Annotated in this window: 11 protein-coding genes; 2 read left to right on the top strand and 9 right to left on the bottom strand. The window is 71.1% G+C overall.

The window, feature by feature from the left end; all coding sequences use genetic code 11:
• Positions 1-20 precede the first annotated feature (20 nt).
• Positions 21-1133 (bottom strand): MFS transporter, encoded by a 1113-nt coding sequence (locus ACH413_RS30070; protein WP_396425380.1) that lies wholly within the window; start codon positions 1131-1133, stop codon positions 21-23.
• A gap of 75 nt (positions 1134-1208) precedes the next feature.
• Between ACH413_RS30070 and ACH413_RS30075 the strand changes: the two genes are divergently transcribed.
• Positions 1209-1940, top strand: a complete 732-nt coding sequence (locus ACH413_RS30075; protein ID WP_360042036.1) for a helix-turn-helix transcriptional regulator — start codon at positions 1209-1211, stop codon at positions 1938-1940.
• Here the strand turns inward: ACH413_RS30075 and ACH413_RS30080 are convergent.
• The 7 genes from ACH413_RS30080 to ACH413_RS30110 form a co-directional block, all read right to left on the bottom strand.
• The gene (locus ACH413_RS30080) at positions 1937-2254 is read right to left on the bottom strand and encodes a hypothetical protein (protein ID WP_360042034.1); all 318 of its coding nucleotides are present in this window, start codon (positions 2252-2254) and stop codon (positions 1937-1939) included. The genes ACH413_RS30075 and ACH413_RS30080 overlap by 4 nt on opposite strands.
• The gene (locus tag ACH413_RS30085) at positions 2254-2844 is read right to left on the bottom strand and encodes a VOC family protein (protein WP_360042031.1); all 591 of its coding nucleotides are present in this window, start codon (positions 2842-2844) and stop codon (positions 2254-2256) included. The genes ACH413_RS30080 and ACH413_RS30085 overlap by 1 nt, the downstream gene beginning before the upstream one ends.
• Positions 2826-4478, bottom strand: a complete 1653-nt coding sequence (locus ACH413_RS30090) for an AMP-binding protein (protein WP_360042028.1) — start codon at positions 4476-4478, stop codon at positions 2826-2828. The genes ACH413_RS30085 and ACH413_RS30090 overlap by 19 nt, the downstream gene beginning before the upstream one ends.
• Positions 4475-9733, bottom strand: coding sequence for a type I polyketide synthase (locus ACH413_RS30095; protein WP_360042025.1), 5259 nt, complete (start codon positions 9731-9733; stop codon positions 4475-4477). Before ACH413_RS30095 ends, ACH413_RS30090 begins: the two co-directional genes overlap by 4 nt.
• Positions 9734-9770: 37 nt before the next feature.
• Positions 9771-11075: a cation:proton antiporter gene (locus ACH413_RS30100; protein WP_360042022.1), complete on the bottom strand. Its 1305-nt coding sequence runs from the start codon at positions 11073-11075 to the stop codon at positions 9771-9773.
• A gap of 88 nt (positions 11076-11163) precedes the next feature.
• Positions 11164-12507, bottom strand: a complete 1344-nt coding sequence (locus ACH413_RS30105; RefSeq protein WP_360042020.1) for an NAD(P)/FAD-dependent oxidoreductase — start codon at positions 12505-12507, stop codon at positions 11164-11166.
• A 195-nt stretch (positions 12508-12702) separates the two neighbouring features.
• On the bottom strand, positions 12703-14127 hold the full coding sequence (locus tag ACH413_RS30110) for an MFS transporter (RefSeq protein ID WP_360042017.1): 1425 nt from the start codon (positions 14125-14127) through the stop codon (positions 12703-12705).
• A gap of 146 nt (positions 14128-14273) precedes the next feature.
• Between ACH413_RS30110 and ACH413_RS30115 the strand changes: the two genes are divergently transcribed.
• On the top strand, positions 14274-15185 hold the full coding sequence (locus tag ACH413_RS30115) for a LysR family transcriptional regulator (RefSeq protein ID WP_360042014.1): 912 nt from the start codon (positions 14274-14276) through the stop codon (positions 15183-15185).
• 5 nt (positions 15186-15190) lie between these two features.
• Here ACH413_RS30115 and ACH413_RS30120 read toward each other — a convergent pair whose 3' ends face one another.
• Positions 15191-17167 (bottom strand): FAD-dependent monooxygenase, encoded by a 1977-nt coding sequence (locus tag ACH413_RS30120; RefSeq protein WP_360042011.1) that lies wholly within the window; start codon positions 17165-17167, stop codon positions 15191-15193.
• Positions 17168-17341: the final 174 nt, after the last annotated feature.

Genomic DNA, 17341 nt, shown 5'->3' on the forward strand with positions numbered 1-17341 from the left:
CGGCTAGAGCGCGCATGGAGCTACACGCGCACAGGTGATCGCAAGCCGCGTGCAGCCACCCACGCGACGATGGGCAGCACTACGAGAGACAACAGTCCCCACTGGAGGTTCCAAGCGCTTGCGACCGCACCGACCACCGGCGATCCCAAGCCACCGACGCTGACGGCGAGGCCCAGCGTGACGCCGCTGGCGGTGCCGAGCCGGTTGGGCAGGTAGTCCTGGCCGAGAGTGACGTGCAGCGAGAACGGCACATACAACGCCACGGCCGTGAGCGCCACCATCAGATACACAGCTGGACCGGGTACCAACGCGACACCAGCGACAGCGGGCACCGCGGCCGCATACGACACCTGCAGCACCCGGACGCGCCCGAACCGCCCGGCCAGCACGCCGCCGAGCAACGTACTGGCGGCACCGGCCCCGAACAGCACGACCAACGCCGCCGCACCGGCCGCCGGGCCACCACCGACCCGCTCCGACACCCAGATCGCGAGGAACGTCCCGAGCCCGAACGTCACCATCGACCGCGCGACGATCACCACGGTCAGCCGGCTGAACTGACCCCAGTCGTCCCGGCCGACCACCACCGGCACCGAAGCCGAAGCGCCGTGCACACCGCGCAGCGCCGCGAACGTCAACACGCCTCCCACCAGCGCGGGAACGGCGAGCAACGGGCTCCACGCGAGGCCCCCGAACGCCAGCACCGGCGTGACGAGCACCGGTCCCAGCGCGAACCCGACGTTGCCGCCCACCGCGAACCAGCTCATGCCGACGTGACTGTCCTGCGCCACGCGACGCGCGAGACGAGCGGCCTCCGGGTGATACGCGGCCACGCCGAGGCCGGACAACGCGATCGCGAGCCACGTGAGGACGTACGAGTCGCTCAGCCCGGACAACCCGATGCCCACACCAGCGAACGTCATGCCCACGGGAACCAGCCACGGCATGGGACGCCGATCCGTCAGCACCCCGAACAACGGCTGCACGACCGACGACAGCAGCGTCGCGGCAACCGTGATGCCGGCCGCCGCGAGGTAGCTGTAACCGCGTTCCAGCACGAAGAACGGCACGACGGCCGGCACGGCGCCCTGGTAGAGGTCGTCCACCGCGTGACCGGCGACCAGGACCGACATCCGCCAGCGAGAGTTGTTCACGCACCGATCGTGGCCCCGCACAACAGGTTCGCGATTCCGATATTCTGCCGATGTATGTCGAATTCTCGCCATCTGCCGGCGGCGCCGACCACGAGCCGCGACCTGGCGGCCGCCGGTGGTGTCAGCGCGCACTGGCATGACGAGCACCAGATCGTCTACGCCAGCCGCGGCGTCGTGGCCGTGCACACCGAGTCGTCGAGATGGATCGCGCCTGCGCACCGTGCGTTGTGGATCCCGTCCGGCGTCGTGCACTCGCACCGCGCGTACGGCGTCACACGGCTGCACTTCCTCGGACTCACGCAGAACCCGTTGAAGCTCCACGAGCCGACCGCTCTCGCTGTCTCACCACTGCTCAGAGAACTGCTGATCACCTACACCGAGCTCACGGACCGAGAAACCCCTGCGGGCAAACGGATGCGCTCGGTGCTGCTCGACCAACTCGCCACCACAGCCGAACAACCTGTGCGCGTGCCGACGGCCCACGACCCCCGGCTCGCGGCGGTCTGCGCGACGCTCGAGACCGACCCCTCGGACGCACGCGGTCTCGATGCGCTCGGACGGGAGGCCGGCGCGAGCAGCAGGACGCTGACCAGGCTGTTCCGCGACGAGATGGGCATGACCTTCCCCCAGTGGCGCACGCAGCTGCGGCTCTACCACGCCCTGCGCCTGCTGGCGGAAGGTCAGCCCGTCACCTCCGTGGCCCTGCGGTGCGGATTCGCCACCTCGAGCGCGTTCATCGACGTCTTCCGCCGCTCGCTCGGCCACACTCCCGGTTCGTACCGCTAGCCCTGCCGGCGCAGCAGGCTCGATCCTCCGCCGTCCCACCGCATCCCGCGATCGCCGTGCCCGCTCTGCTCGGCGTCGGAGAGCCGCAACAGGTCGTGGTCGAAGTGGACGATGTGACCGACCAGCCCGCCGGTCAGCGCCGCGAACCAGATGGACGGCCGCACACCGGTCACCGCCCGTTCCAGCGTCACCTCGGCGCCGGTGCTCGTCGCCTCCAGGTAGTCCCCCGCCCTGCGCACGGTCATGCCGGCGTGCTCGACGGTGCGCACGATCGGCTCGAACTCCGGGGTGTCCAGGATGAAGATCGCGGGCATCAGCGGGTCACCGCCCCGTACCGTTCCGCGACCAGCGCGGCCTTGCGCTGCCACATGGCGTCCACCGTGGGGTTCGGCCCTGCCGCGACCTCGCGCAGGGCGCGGACGGTGATGTCGGCGTCCCGGGCGTCGATGTCGCCGAAGGGGCGCAACGGATAGGCGATCTCCAGCTGGATGCCGTTGGGGTCGTCGAAGTAGATGGACTCCAGCAGTTCGTGGGCCAGTGGCGGGGTCACCTTGACGCCGTGGGACTTGATCTGGTCCCGCCACGCCATCATCTCCTCCTTGGTGTCGACGTGGAACGCGATGTGCCGGGACAGGTGCATCAGGTCCGACGTGTGCAGGGAGTTCTCCTGCAGTCCGAAGTAGTAGAAGAACGCCAGGTAGTTCCCCTTGCCCAGACCGAAGAAGAAGTGCACGAAGTCCGGGAACTCCTCGGCGAGCCACCCCGTGCCGGTCACCGCGTGGGTGAGGGGCAGCGTCATCACCTCGCGGTAGAAGTCGACGGTCTCCCCCGGCTTCCAGGTGACGTGCGCGAGGTGGTCGACTCCCTTCAGCTCCGTGCCGAGGCTCAGCGAACTGGGGTCCATGATTCCTCCGTCTTGCTCGCGAATTGGGCTCGGACCGACTTGCGGTCCACCTTGCCGACCGGGGTGAGCGGCAGCCGGTCGAGGGACTCGACCTGTTCGGGGAGCTTGTAGTCGGCCACGCCGTGGGCGGTGAACTCGGCGCGGACCTCGGCCAGGCTGGGTGCCGCACCGCGGGGGACCACGACGAGGCAGACGCGCTCGCCGAACCTCGGGTCCGGTACCGGTACGGCGAGGGCGTCCGCGACGTCGAGCACGGCCCGCGCCACGGCCTCCACCTCCTCGGCGGACACCTTCTCGCCGCCGCGGTTGATCAGGTCCTTGCGCCTGCCCTCGACGACGAGGTTGCCGTCCTCGCGCAGCCGGACCAGATCTCCGGTGCGGTACCAGCCGTCCGGGGTGAACGCCCGCGCGTTGTGCTCGGCCGCGCGGAAGTAGCCGCGCGGGGTGTACGGGCCGCGCGTCAGCAGTTCGCCGATCTCACCGGCGGGCAGCGGCCGGTCCGACTCGTCGACGACGAGCACCTCGTCGCCGGGGCTGATCGGCCTGCCCTGGGTGTGCAGCAGCACCTCGTCCGAGTCGTCGAGCCGCGTGTAGTTGAGCAGGCCCTCCGCCATCCCGAACACCTGCTGCAGCCGCACCCCCAGCGTCGCCGGGATCTCCTGTGCCAGCACCGGGTCCAGCACCGACCCGCCGACCTGGACCACGGCGAGACTCCCGAGGTCCGGACGCGTCTCGCGGGCCTTGTCGACCCAGCGCCGCGCGATCGCGGGCACCAGCGAGGTGATCGTGATCCGTCGTCGCGCGATCGTCTGGAACGCGCGGATGGGCTCGGGCGAGCCCAGCAGCACGGCCTGGCCGCCGACCGCCAGCGCCCCGAGGATTCCCGGGCAGCCCAACGGGAAGTTGTGCGCCGCCGGCAACGTCACCAGGTACCTGGTGTCCGCGGAGAAGCCGCACACCTCCCCGCTGCGCCGCAGGTTGTACTCGTAGTCGTTGTGCGTGCGGCCGATCATCTTCGGCAGCCCGGTCGTGCCACCGGACAGCAGGAACAACGCGGCGTCACCGGGATCCGGTGCGAGCGCGTCCAGCCGTCGCCGCCGTCCCCCGCCGGTGGAACGCGCCAACGCCGTCAGGTCGACGTGACCCGGTGCCACCGAGTCCCCGACGACACCGACCGCGCACCGCCACGGCAGATCGGCGGCGAGGCGGGCCGCGAGAGCCTCGTGGTCGAACCCGCGCCACCTGTCCGGCACGATGATCATGCGCGCTTCGGCGTGCCGGGCCAGGTAACCCAGCTCCTGCTCGCGATGCGCGGGCAGGGCCAGCACCGGGGCGATCCCCGCGCGGAAGCAGGCCAGTACCAGCGCGACGAACTCCCAGCGGTTCGGCAGCCCGACGACGATCCGGTCGCCCGGCCGCAACCCCAAGTCCAGCAGGGCCTCCGCGAGCCCGTCGGCGTACCCGGCGAGCGCGCGGAAGGAGATCTCGACGTCGCCGTCGACCAACGCCACGCGCTCGCCGTACGTCTCGGCCCACTGCCACATCAGGTCGCCGAGCGGGCGGTCGAGCCAGTACCCGGCCGCTCGGTACCCGGCCGCGAGCTCCGGTGGCCACGCCGGCAGGTCGGCGGTCATGCCACCACCACCGCGGGCGGCATCTCCTCGGGCGCCTCGGACTCCGTGAGCAGCCCACCGACGAAGTCCGCGATGCCGGCCACCGTCGGGTGCGTCCACAACAGCGTCGACGGCAGGCTGAGCTGGAGCAGCTTCTCCAGCCTGCGGCGGATGACCAGCGTCATCACCGAGTCCAGGCCCATCTCGGACAACGGACGCCGGACGTCGAGCTCCTCGGGGTCGAGCCTCACCTCACCGGCCACCTGCCGGCGCACCGCGGCCACCAGGTACTCGCGCAACTCGTCTCCGGTGAGTCCCGCCCACTCGGTGTCGGGCGCCGCCTCGCCCGCGGTCTCCTCGACGACCACCTCGTCCAGCAACGGGGGCCTGCTCATGCCGGGCTCCGGCGCGATCATCCGCAGCACCGCGAAGTGCGAACCGTCGTAGCGCTCGGCGAACTCCCAGGCGCGCAACGCCTCCGTCGCCGTGATGTCCGCCGTGCCCCGCGCGTTGAGCTCGATGTCGATCAGTTCGGAGGAGGTCGACATGCCCAGGCCGCGCCACGACGTCCACCCGAAGCTGACCGTGTCGTCCACGCCCGACGACCGCCGGTGCGCGGCGAAGGCGTCGAGGAACGCGTTGGCGGCGCCGTAGCTCGCCTGTCCCGGCAGGCCCAGCAGGTACCCGCACGAGGAGAAGAGCACCAGGAAGTCGAGGCTGCCCGGCGGGAACAGCTCGTGCAGCACCAGCGCGCCCTCGGTCTTCGGCCGCATGACCCGCTGAAGCGACGCCTCGTCGAGGTCGGCCAGCATCCTGTTGTCCAGCACACCGGCCGCGTGCACCACACCGCGGATCGGCGGCAGCCCGGACGTGGCGGCCGCGAGCGCCTCCGCCGCCTGGACGCGATCGGTCACGTCCAGCTCCGCCACGACCACCGTGACGCCCAACGCTTCCAGCGCCCGCACCGCCGCGATCTGCGCCGCCGTCGCGGGATCCGTGACGGCGTCCCACGTCTGCCGCGAAGGCAGACCCCGCCTGCCCGCCAGCACGATGCGGCGCGCGCCCCGTCCGGCGAGGAAGCGGGCGATCTCCAGGCCCAGCACGCCGAGCCCGCCGGTGACCAGGTAGGTGCCGTCCGGCCGGCAGTCCACAGTGGACCTCTGCGGCGCGCGTTCGATCGGGACGAGCCGGGGACGGCTGGGCACGCCGTCGCGCAGGACGATCACGTCCTCCCCCGGCCTGCTCGCGAGCAGGCCGGGCAGGACAGCGGCGGATCCCGCGACGTCCGCCGGGTCGAGGTCGACCACGCCACCCCAGATGTCGGCGTGCTCACCACCGATGATCCGGCCGATGCCCCACAGCGAGGACTGCCCGAGCGACGCGGCGGCCGCGCTCTCCCGGACACCGGCGGTGATCGCCCAGATCAGCGGCTTGGTACCGCCCCACCCGGCGACGGTGCTCGCCGCGTCCGCGACGAGCAGACCCGACCGCACCGCGGCGTCGGTGAGCGCCTCGCCCTCGGCCGCCCGCCGGGGAACGACGAGCACCGCGCCGTCCGGGCCGAGCCAGTCGCGCAGCCGGTTCAGCTCGTCGAGGCCGTCGACCAGCCGGTGCGACGTGCCCGCCGCGGCCAGCCCCGCCATCACAGCGGTGGTGAGCTCGTGCCTGCCGCCGACCACGACGACGGTGCCGAGGTAGCCGGGCTCGCCGGGGTCGAACGCGCGCCAGTCCAGTTCGTGCACCAACCGCCGCGGGCTCGCGGTGGCACCGGGATCGCCGTCCAACCGGCCGTACCGCAGGTCGCCCATCTCCGCGACGACCTCACCGCCGAGGTCCGCGACCTGGACGTCGACGGTGTCGTCGCTGGAAGCCCGGACGCTCAGCAGGACGCGCCCTGGTGACGTGCCGGACAACGCGACGCGTCCGATGGCGGCGGGCATGCGCAGGATCGGCTGGCCGCTGAACACCACGGACGCGATGGACAGCGCCGCGTCGAGCACCGACGCCCACGTGCCCGGTTCGTCCTCTCCCGCCGACACGACGGCGAACAGTTCGTCGTCACCGCGCCGCAATTCCTCGATCTGCCAGGGGAAACCCATTGCCGCGACACCGATCGACGCGAGCCGGTCGATGACGAAGTTCTCCGGCAACCGCTCGGCGCACCGCTGCCGGAGCAGACCGGCGTCGAGCAGACCCGCGGGTGCCGACGGCGTCTGGTCCACGGACGACGTGGTGTGCGTCAGCCAGCCGCCCTGGTCACCGGCCTCCTCCTCGTCCACCAGCCTGGAGCCCAGCCGCAGCGCACGGTCCTGATAGGACAGTTGGAGCTCGCGCGGTGCCGCCACGGAGACCGGGACGCGCAGCGAGACGTCACGCAGGACCGGCCAGCCCGCCGCCGTCCGCGCGCCCGCCTCGGCCGCCGCGGCGAGGAACGTGTTCAGCAGCACGGCCGCGGGAATGATCTCGACCTGCTGCACCGGGTGGTCACCGGGGTACGGCCGGCAGGTCTGGTCCAAATAGGACTGCCACAGGCGCATCGGCGTGGTGCCGGTGACCGTGGTCAGGCCGCCGAGCAACGTGTGACTGTCGACGTCGTGCCCGGCGACCCGCCGCGCACCCGCCGATCCCTCGCGCCAGAACCTCTTGTGCTGCCAGACGGTTCCGGGCAGTTCGGCCAGCGGGCCCGCGTCCGGCGCGAGCGTCACGGACACGCCGTGGCAGTGCAGCGCGCCGAGGTTCGCGAGCAGGCTCGCCCGGTCCGTCATCCGGCGGCGCAGGGTGGAGCCGACGACCGCGTCGTCCACCCCGGCGTCGGCGAGCACCTCGGAGATCGAGTGGGCCACCACCGGGTGGCTCGACACCTCCACGAAGATCCGGCGGCCGTCGTCGGCCGCGGCGCGCACCGCCTGGGCGAACCTCACCGGCTGACGCAGGTTGGCCGCCCAGTAGGCGCCGTCGCGTGGCACGGACGACCTCGGGTCGGCCATGGCCGTGCTGTAGATCGGCAGCCGGGCGTCCCTCGTGCGCAGGTCGGCGAACGCCGCCTCCAGTTCGGGCAGCAACGGGTCCATGTGCGAGGAGTGGAAGGCGACGTCTGACGCCACCCGCCGGACCACCAGGCCCTCTTCCTCCCAGCGCGCCGACACCTTGCCGACCGCGTCGGCGTCGCCCGCGACCACCGTCGAACTCGTGGCGGCGGCGATGGCGGCGACAACGATGTCGGCGCGTCCCTCCAGCCTGCTCTCCACCTCGTCGAACGGCAGGTTCACCATGGCCATCGCGCCCTTGCCCGCGACGCGGCGCAACAGCGTGGAGCGACAGCAGATCAGCCGGGCGCCGTCGAGCCGGTCCAACGCTCCCGCGGTCACCGCGGCCGCGATCTCGCCGACGGAGTGGCCGAGCACCGCCGCCGGTTCGACACCGTGCTCACGCCACACGGCGACGAGGCCGAGCTGCATGGCGAAGATCATCGGCTGGATGACGTCGGTGGCGTCGAGCACGTCGCCGCGCAGCACCTCACGCGGGTCGAACCCGATCTCCTCGACGAAAACAGGGCTGATCTCGTCCAGCACCGCGCGGAACGCGGGTTCGTGGTCGAGCAGGTCCCTGCCCATCCCCACCCACTGGGACCCGTGTCCGGAGAACACCATGACGACGCCGTCGGCCACACCCGGCACCGGGCGGCCGGTCGCGACCCCCGCCGGTTCCTCACCACCGGCGATCGCGCGCAGGCCGGCCACCAGTTCCTCGTGCCCGTCCGCGACGACGGTGGCGCGGCGGTCGAGGTGGGCCCGGCGAAGGGCGAGCGTGTGCGCGACCGCGTCCAGGGGCGGGCGTGCGGTCTCGACATGCGAGGCGAGCCTGTCCGCGGTCGCGCGCAGGCCGGCCTCGGTGGCGCCGGATAGGGCGAACACCCGCGGGCCACTGGTCTTTTCCCGCTCCCGTGGCGACGCGGGTGGCGCTTCTTCCAGGATGACGTGGGCGATCGTGCCGCCGTAGCCGTAACCCGAGACCCCGGCCAGCCGCGGCCGGTCCCGCCGCGGCCATTCCGTGCGCTCGGTGACGACCTTCAACCCGGCGGTGTCCCAGGGGATCTCCGGGTTCGGCTCGGAGAAGTTGAGGCTCGGCGGGATCTCGGCATGCCGCAGGGCGAGCACCGCCTTGATCATCCCGGCGACGCCGGCGCCCGCCTCCAGGTGCCCGATGTTCGACTTCACCGAACCGATCAGGCACGGGTCCTCGTCGGCCCGACCGGCGCCGAAGACCTCGGCCATCGCGCCGGCCTCGATCGGGTCGCCCATCCGCGTGCCGGTGCCGTGCGCCTCGACGTAGTCCACAGTGGACGGATCGATGCCCGCGTTGTCGTAGGCCCGCCGCAGCAGGTAGGCCTGCGCCTCACGGCTGGGTGCCATGATGCCGTTGGTCTTGCCGTCCTGGTGCACGGCGCTGCCCCGGACCACCGCGAGCACGCGGTCCCCGTCGCGTTCGGCGTCGGCGAGGAGCTTGAGCACGAGCACGCCCGCGCCCTCACCGCGGCCGTAGCCGTTGGCCGCCGCGTCGAAGGACTTGCACCTGCCGTCCGGCGAGATCGCGCCGGCCTCGTCGAGCACCACGGTGAGACCAGGCCCGGCCATGACGTTCACGCCGCCGACGAGCGCCAGCGGGGTCTCGCCTCGTTCGAGGGCCTGGCACGCGAGGTGCATCGCGACCAGCGAGGCGGAACAGGCGGTGTCGACCGCGAAACTCGGACCCCGCAGGTCCAGCGCGTAGGAGATCCGGTTGGCGACGGCACACATCGACGCGCCGATGCCGGTCCACGCCTCGATTCGCGGCAGGTCCTCCAGCAGCCGGCGGCCGTAGTCGTCCGAGCCGACACCCACGAACACACCGGCGTCGCCACCGGCCAGTGTGGACGGTGAGATGCCCGCGTGTTCGAGCGCCTCCCAGGCGACCTCCAGCAGGATCCGCTGCTGCGGGTCCATCAGCTCGGCCTCGCGCGGCAGCACACCGAAGAACTCGGCGTCGAACCCGGCGATGTCGTCCAGGAAACCGCCCCAGCGCGTCGTTTTGCGCAACGTCGCCGCGTTCGCCGCACTCGCCTCGGCGTACTCCGCCCACCGCTCCGCCGGCACCTCCGAGATCGCCTCACGACCGTCGGCGAGCATCCGCCAGAAGTCGTCGGGCGACGCGACACCACCGGCGAGCCGGCAGCTCATGCCCACGACGGCGATCGGAACCCTGTCCGCGTCTCGGGTCGACGCAGTGTCCTCAGCCATGGATCAAAGCCCTTCGAGTAGATGGCGCCGACCGGAGTCAGGCGGCGGGGTCCCGCGTCGTGGCGGGCAGGAACTCTGCGGACGTCGGCGTCCACTTCTCGGCGTCCTCGATGTGCTTCGGCATGGAGAGCCGGTAGATCGGCAGGGCGGCGGCCGTGGTCAGGACGGCGACCACCACCAGCATCGAGAACAGTTGCTGGCTGATCAGCTGGTAGGCGAGCCCGATGTTGATGAAGACGAGGATCATCAGGCCGCGGGCGTTCATCAGGCCGCCGACCGCGGAGGCGTAGCGCCACGAGAAGCCCTGCAACCGCACGGTCAGGCCACAGCCGACGTACTTCCCGACGAACGCCGCCACGACGATCGCGGTGAGCGGCAACAGCACCTGGAGATCGGTCAGGCCGCTCATCTGGGTGTTCAGGCCGGAGAAGGCGAAGAAGACCGGGAGCAGCAGGATCGCGTTGAAGTCCATCAGGCGGGTCGTCAGCTCGCGGCGCAGGATCGGGTTCTGCGGCATGGCGAGGCCGGTGACGAACCCGCCGAACACCGAGAACACCCCGATGAAGTCGGTGAACCAGCTCGCCGCGATCACCACCAGGAGGATCACCGCCAGCGTCTGCGGCTTCAGCTCGCCGTCGCGCTCCACCCTGCGCGCCAGCGGTTTGAGCAGCCTTTTGCCGACGGTGAGCATGAGGCCGGCGAACGCCGCCGCCCCCAGGATCGTGAGAACCGCACCGGACGCGTCGCCCGCCTTGGCCAGCGCGATGATGACGGCGAGGATGCCCCACGCGACGGCGTCGTCCACGGCGGCCGCGACGAGCGTCAGCGAGCCGATCCGGGTGTTGGACAGCCCGCGTTCCTGCAGGATCCGCGCCACCACGGGAAAAGCGGTGATCGACAGCGCGCCGCCGACGAAGAGCAGGAACTGCACCTCGGTGACACCCGGCAGGGACAGCCTGTCGTAGAACAGGGCCGCGACGCCGGCGCCGAGCAGGAAGCTCGGCACGATCCCCGACGTGGCGAGCACCGTCGCCTGACGCACGGCGGGTTTGGTGACGAAGCCGTGGTCGAGGCTCGCCCCGATGAGGAACATGAACAACGCCAGGCCGAACGTGCTCAGCACGTAGAGAACGCTCTTCACGTCGGCGGAGAAGAGGTGCTGCTGCACACCGGGCAGCACCGCGCCGAACGCCGACGGTCCCAAGAGGACACCCGCGACGATCTCCCCCACCACCCGCGGCTGCCCGGCGATCAGCGCGAGCCTGCCGCAGACCCTGGTGGCCGCCAGCACCACGAACAGCGCGGCGAGCACCTTGGTCGCCAGCTCGAAGTTTCCCCCCACGACTTCCTCCCTCGAATGTCCGGCCACGAGAAGTGGCCGTGGGCGGCGGCAGGGCACGGTTCGCCGCCGCCCACGACCGGTACCGCTGCTACGAGACGGCCGCGGCTGCGGCTTCCTCGGCGGCCTCGGCCGCGTTGAGGTGCCCGTAGTAGGGGCATTCGAGGTCGCGCTCGAACGGCGCGAAGGTGTTCCACTTCGACTCGGCCCGCAACGCCTGGTTGACCGGGCTGTCGCTCCAGAAGTCGCCGGACAGCAGGCGAACGACGTACTTGTCGTCGTTCCAGCGGGCCTCCGGCGAGTCCATGCCGACGGTGACGAGCCACTTCCGCAGGTTGAAGTCGTAGTCGTAGTAGGCGTGGATCACCCGGGAGTAGGTGTCGTAGCCGGTCTTGTAGAAGTTCTCGTACCTGTGCTGCAGATCCGCTTCCCGCTCCGGCGCGCCGAGGAGCGTGTCGATCGTCTCGGCCGCCCGCACCCCGCTCGTCGTGGCCAGCAGCACGCCGGCGGAGAAGATCGGGTCGAAGAACGCGGCCGCGTCACCGACCAGGAACCAGCCGGGACCGGCGATCGTGTCGGAGTAGTAGCAGTAGTCGGTCTCGACGTGGACGTCGTCGGACAGCGGAGTCGTGCCCTGCAACCGGTCCGCGATGCGCGGCAGGCTCGCGACGTGCTTGGCGAACAGCTCCTCCGCCTGGTCCGCCTTGAAGCTCTCCTTGCGCATCACCGAACCGACGCTGATCGTGTCCTTCCAGATCGGGATCGCCCAGACCCAGCCGGTCTCGTGACGGCCGATCTGGATGTCGCCCTCCCAGCCGGGGTTCTTGCTCTCGTCCAGGTTGTTGTAGTGCTGGAAGACCGCGATCATGCGCAGCTGGTCGATGTAGCGGCGCAGCCCCTTGGTCTGGGCGATCTTGCTCGCGCGGCCGCCCGCGTCCACGACGTAGGTGGACCGCACGGTGTAGGACTTGCCCTCGTGCTCGTAACGCACGCCGACCGCGCGCTCACCCTCCCAGAGGATCTCGTGCACGGTGGCTTCCTGGACCAGCGTCGCACCGCACTCCTGGGCGAACTCGGCCAGCACGTTGTCGAAGTGCGCGCGCTCGACCTGCACCGTCGACGGGTACCGCCCCGGACCCTGCCCGTCGAACGGGATCCGGCCGAACTTCCCGGTGGGACCGGAGAACTCCGCGCCGTACTTGGGCACATAGCCCTGCTCCTTGATCCGGTCGAGGACGCCCATCAGTTCGAACATGCGCATGGTGGGCGGCAGCAGGGACTCGCCGATGTGGAACCGCGGGAGCTTGCGGCGTTCCAGCACGAGCACCGAACGCCCGGCCTGCGCCAGTTTGATGGCGGTGGACGCACCTCCTGGTCCGGAACCGATGACCACGACGTCGACGGAGTCCGGGTGCTGATCGGGCGATGAAGCCATGACTGGGTTCCTCCAGATGAACGAATCGTGTTGGCACACAACCGGATTCCGGTCTGGCAACACCGTCGCTCGCTGGTGTCTAGCCACGATCAAGCGGATGTCGAACGGCAGTCAGGGCGCATGTGCCGAAGCGGGGGCGGCGCCGGGACTGTGCCCGGCACCGCCCCCGCTCCGGAGGGGGTGCGCCTGGTGGTCTCAGGTGGTCGTCTTGCGCGCCAACGCGGTCGCGGAGATCCCCGCACCGATCAGCAGCAGCACCGCGGCGACGAGCAACGCGGTGCGCGTGCCGGACGTGGACGCGGTGGTGCTGCTCAGCAACGCGCCCAGCACCGCGACGCCCATCACGGCACCGGTCTGGCGCGCCGAGTTCAGCGCGCCGGAGCCGATCCCCGCCAGTTCCTTGGGCACCGATCCCACCACCGCGGTGAGCAGCGACGGGATGGCGAACGACACGCCGAACCCGAGCAGGGCGAGCCCGGCGAGCGAGATGACGGTCTCCGGCACCGAGTCACCGTTGAACAGCGCCTGGACCGCCGTGCCCGCCGCCATCATCAGGAAGCCCGCCATCGCCGGTCCGCTCGGCCCGACCCGCGCGACCAGCCGGCCGGTGAAGATCGGGTTGAACGCCGTCGGGATCGTCAGCGGCAGGAAGGCGAGGCCCGCGACCGACGGCGAGAAGTGCCGGGTGCCCTGGAAGTACAGGGAGAGCACGAAGAGCACGCCGGACAGGCCGAAGTTGACGATCGCGCCCGCGACCAGTCCCAGCGAGAACGTCCGCGACTGGAAGAGCCGCAGCGGCAGCATCGGGGAGAACTTCTCGGTCTCCTTCCGCCGCTGGGTGAGCACGAAGATCACGGTCGCGGCCACGAACACCGCGATCGACACGAGCACCTCCGGCGCCGCCCAGCCGAGCGGGCCGCTCTGCACCAGCCCGTAGGTCAGCCCGGCGAGCGCCGCGACCGCCGAGACCTGCCCGGTGACGTCCGTGCCCCGGCTGGTCTTGCGCGCGGTCTCCGGCGCGTGCCGCGTGGTGATCCAGATGCTGAACAACGCGACGGGGACGTTCACCAGGAAGATCGCCTGCCAGCCGAACGCGTCGGTGAGCAGGCCACCGGCAACGGGCCCGGCGACCAGGCCGGTGCCGCTCAGCGCGGCCCAGACCCCCATCGCCTTCGCGCGTTCGGCGGGAACGGTGTAGGTGTTCGCGATCAGCGCCAGCGAGGTCGGCACGAGCAGCGCGCCCGCGACGCCGAGCAGCGCGCGCAGGCCGATCAGCACGCCGATCGACCCCGCGAGCGCGGACACCCCGGACAGGGCGGCGAAGGACCACAGGCCGATCAGGAACACCCGGCGCCCGCCGTAGCGGTCCGACCAGGCGCCCGCGGTGAGCAGCAGCGCCGCGAACGTCAGCGTGTAGCCGTTGGACACCCACTGCAGGGCGGCCAGTCCGCCGCCGAGGTCCGCGCCGATCGCGGGCAGGGCCACCGTGATGATCGTGGTGTCCAGCATGACCAGGAAGTAGCCGAGCGACAGCCCGAGCAGCAGCAGTCCACCCGGACGCCCGGTCCGCTCCGCCGGATCGGCCACCGGCGCGTCCGGCCGGATGGGCTTGGTGGTCATCGAAATCTCTCCCCTGACTGACGGAAGGCACGGTCGGACGCCGATGTGAACGTCGTGGGTCCACGATCGTCGCTCTGTGGTGTCGAAAGGAAACAGGCAGTTAAGATGAGTTCCATCGGGACAGCCGATGGATCCGGGGGGAATTCATGGAGCTCAGGCATTTGCGCACGTTCCGGGTGGTGGCGAGAACGCTCAACCTGACGAAGGCGGCCGCCGAGCTGCACTACGCGCAGTCCAGCGTCACCGAGCAGATCCAGGCGCTGGAGGCGGAACTCGGCACCCAGCTCTTCGACCGCGCCAAGCGCAGGCTCAGCCTGACACCGGCGGGCGAACGCCTCGTCGGGTACGCCGATCAGGTGCTGGTGCTCGTGGAGGAGGCCAGGGCCGCGGTCGAGGACGATCCCGCCGAACCCAGCGGCGCGCTGGTCATCGGTGCGCTGGAAACGTTGTGCGCCCACCGGGTTCCCGCGCTGTTCGCCGGCTACCGGGCGCGTTGGCCCCAGGTCCGGATCTCGCTCAAGGAAGGCGGCCGGGGCGAGCTGTACGGCGCGGTGCAGCGCGGCGAGATGGACGTGTGCTTCACGTTCGGCGACCCGCCGGACGATCCCGAGCTGACGAGCGAGACCCTCGCCACCGACCAGTTGATGATCATCGCGCCGCCCGCCCACCCGCTCGCGACGCTGACCGCGGTCGGCGTGCACGACCTCGACGGCGTCGGTTTCCTCGCCACGCCAACGGGGTGCGGCTTCCGCGCGATGCTGGAGCAGGCGCTGCTGAGCGCGGCGCCGAACGGGCCTTTCATCGACGCCGAGGTGGGCAGTCTCGCGGCGCTGTGCAAGTGCGTGACGTCCGGCCTCGGCTGCGGGCTGGTGCCGGAGATCGCGGCGGCCGACCACGTGGCCCGCGGTGACGTGGTGGCGATTCCACTGCAGGGAGCGAACTCCCGGACCACGGTGACCATGACCTGGTTGCGGCGCCAGGAGAACAAGCCGAGTGTGGCGGCGTTGCTCGCGTCCGCGCGTGAGGTGTACGCGGACCTGGCCAGTCCGGTGGCCTGACCCGGTCACCCGGCGGCGACCCGCACCCGCGGTCTGCCGAGCGGCCACGCGGCGACCATGTCGACGCGGCCGCTCACCACCGCCACGTGCAGTCGCGTTGCCCAGTCGTCCTGCGAGTCCTCCGCCCGCACGCCCGCCGCCCAGCCGTCCTCGCCGTCCGCCAGCACGGGCACACCGCGTTCGGTCCGCAACCGGTCCGCCCACGCGAGCGCGTGGGACCAGGTCCGCACGGCGTCACGGCGCACGTGCACCGCGCACACACCGCCGGCGATCAGCTTCTCGCAGCGGTCCAGGACCCGTTCGGCCCGTGCTGACCACGGCGATCCCACCGGCACCGCGAATCCGGCGAGCACCGCGGCGTCCGGCCCGGTGAGGTCGAGCAGGCCGCCGAGCACGCGGTCGTCGGTCTCGTCGTCACCGCTCGCCACGAACTCGAGCACCAACGCCCCCGCGGCCAGCGCAGGCGCGGCCAGGTGGGCGGTGGCAATGTCGAGCACGACCCCGAACACCACGTCGCACTCGCGTGCCCGCTCGGCGGCGGCGGACCAGCCGTCGGCCTGGTGCCCCGCACGCCAGTCGGCGAGCAGCAGCGCGCCTCCCGCGGCGGCGCCGGCACCGGCCTGCCGCACCTGTTCGGCGGCGGTTCCGGCGAGCGGGAGCACGATCCGGTTGCCCAGCGGCACCGAACCCAGCTGCATGGGCAGGTGGAGACCGTTCTCGACGCCGCCGGCCGCGGCGGGACCCCTGGTGACGATGGGTGAGCCCGGCACGACGGCCCAGGCCTGGGCGGCGACGTGCGTCTCGGCCTCGTCGATCTCCGCGGCGTGCCTGCGCCGCAGTCCGGCGTAGCCGATGGCCTCCGTCCTGGTGAGGAAGTGCAGGCCGAACTGGGCGGGCGCGAGCCTCGTGCGGTTTCCGAACGTCTCCCACCAGCGCATGCTCGGCTCGGCGAGGGCCTGGGTGCGGGTGATCGGCGGCCTGCGGGCCGCCTCGTAACTCGCGAAGGCCTCCGTCGTCGAACCGGCCCTCGTCAACGCCGCGGACAGCGCGATCGCGTCCTCCATCGCCATCTTGGTGCCGGAACCGACGGAGAAGTGCGCCGTGTGCGCGGCGTCGCCGAGCAGCACCACGCGGCCGTCGGACCAGCGTTCGTTGCGCACCACCTGGAAGTCGGCCCACTTGCTGTTGTTGCCGATCAGCGGCCGCCCGTCGAGGTGGTCGCGGAAGACCTCGCCGAGCAACCGCCGGGTGTACTCGTCGGTCTGGCCGGGTGCCTGCGCTCCCGCGGTGGAGGCGTCCATCCCCGCTGCCAGCCAGGTGGATTCGCTGGTCTCGACGATGAAGGTGCTCAGGCCGTCCGCGAACGGGTAGGCATGCGCCCCGAAAACGCCGTAACTGGTCTGCGCGAACGGAAAGACGACGGCGTCGTAGCGGGCCTCGGTGCCGAACCAGATGTACTTCGCGGAACCGGTCTCCACCCGGCTGCCGAGGCGTCCGGCCAGCTCGGTCCGTGCCGCCGAGTTGACGCCATCGGCCACGGCGATGACGTCCGGCTGCCCCTCGCCCGCCCGTGCCAGGTCGATGCCGCTGTGGAAGACAAGACCGACGCCGGCGTCCGCGGCCTGTTCCTGCAGGACCTGCAGCAGCACCCGGCGGGAGATCGCGGTGAAGCCGTAACCGCCGTAGCGCAGGACGTGGCCGGGCAGGCGCATCTCCATGTCGGTCCACGACACGCTCTCCGACCGGATGCGCCGATGGGTCTCCTGGTCGGCGGCGCGGAACGCCGACATCGTCCGGTCGGAGAACACGACGCCGAAGCCGAACGCGTCCTGCGGCCCGTTGCGTTCGTGCACCTCGACGACGCACGTGGGATCCGCCAATTTGAGCAGCCGGCCGAGAAACAGACCGGCGGGTCCGCCCCCGATGACCACGACCCGCAACGAACGCACTCCTACCTCCGCGGTGTTCGGGCACCGGTCCACCGGCGCTCCTGTGGGTGGAATGAACTGATTCATCACCCCGTCGAGCGGATGTCGAAGCGGCGTCGAGCGGGCCGGTCGGTCGTGCCGCGCATTCCCGGTAGTTCCGATCGCCGTCATCGGCATCACCGATCAGAAACCGAACCAATCAGACGAACCGGTGGCGTGAATTGTTAC

The sequence above is a fragment of the Lentzea sp. NPDC020367 genome (assembly GCF_044387305.1).
GTDB lineage: Bacteria > Actinomycetota > Actinomycetes > Mycobacteriales > Pseudonocardiaceae > Lentzea.

Bases quoted from the DNA above. Each gene is read 5' to 3' on its own strand.
- ACH413_RS30070 (WP_396425380.1), bottom strand. From the start codon at position 1,133: ATGTCGGTCCTGGTCGCCGGTCACGCGGTGGACGACCTCTACCAGGGC.
- ACH413_RS30075 (WP_360042036.1), top strand. From the start codon at position 1,209: ATGTCGAATTCTCGCCATCTGCCGGCGGCGCCGACCACGAGCCGCGAC.
- ACH413_RS30080 (WP_360042034.1), bottom strand. From the start codon at position 2,254: ATGCCCGCGATCTTCATCCTGGACACCCCGGAGTTCGAGCCGATCGTG.
- ACH413_RS30085 (WP_360042031.1), bottom strand. From the start codon at position 2,844: ATGGACCCCAGTTCGCTGAGCCTCGGCACGGAGCTGAAGGGAGTCGAC.
- ACH413_RS30090 (WP_360042028.1), bottom strand. From the start codon at position 4,478: ATGACCGCCGACCTGCCGGCGTGGCCACCGGAGCTCGCGGCCGGGTAC.
- ACH413_RS30095 (WP_360042025.1), bottom strand. From the start codon at position 9,733: ATGGCTGAGGACACTGCGTCGACCCGAGACGCGGACAGGGTTCCGATC.
- ACH413_RS30105 (WP_360042020.1), bottom strand. From the start codon at position 12,507: ATGGCTTCATCGCCCGATCAGCACCCGGACTCCGTCGACGTCGTGGTC.
- ACH413_RS30110 (WP_360042017.1), bottom strand. From the start codon at position 14,127: ATGACCACCAAGCCCATCCGGCCGGACGCGCCGGTGGCCGATCCGGCG.
- ACH413_RS30115 (WP_360042014.1), top strand. From the start codon at position 14,274: ATGGAGCTCAGGCATTTGCGCACGTTCCGGGTGGTGGCGAGAACGCTC.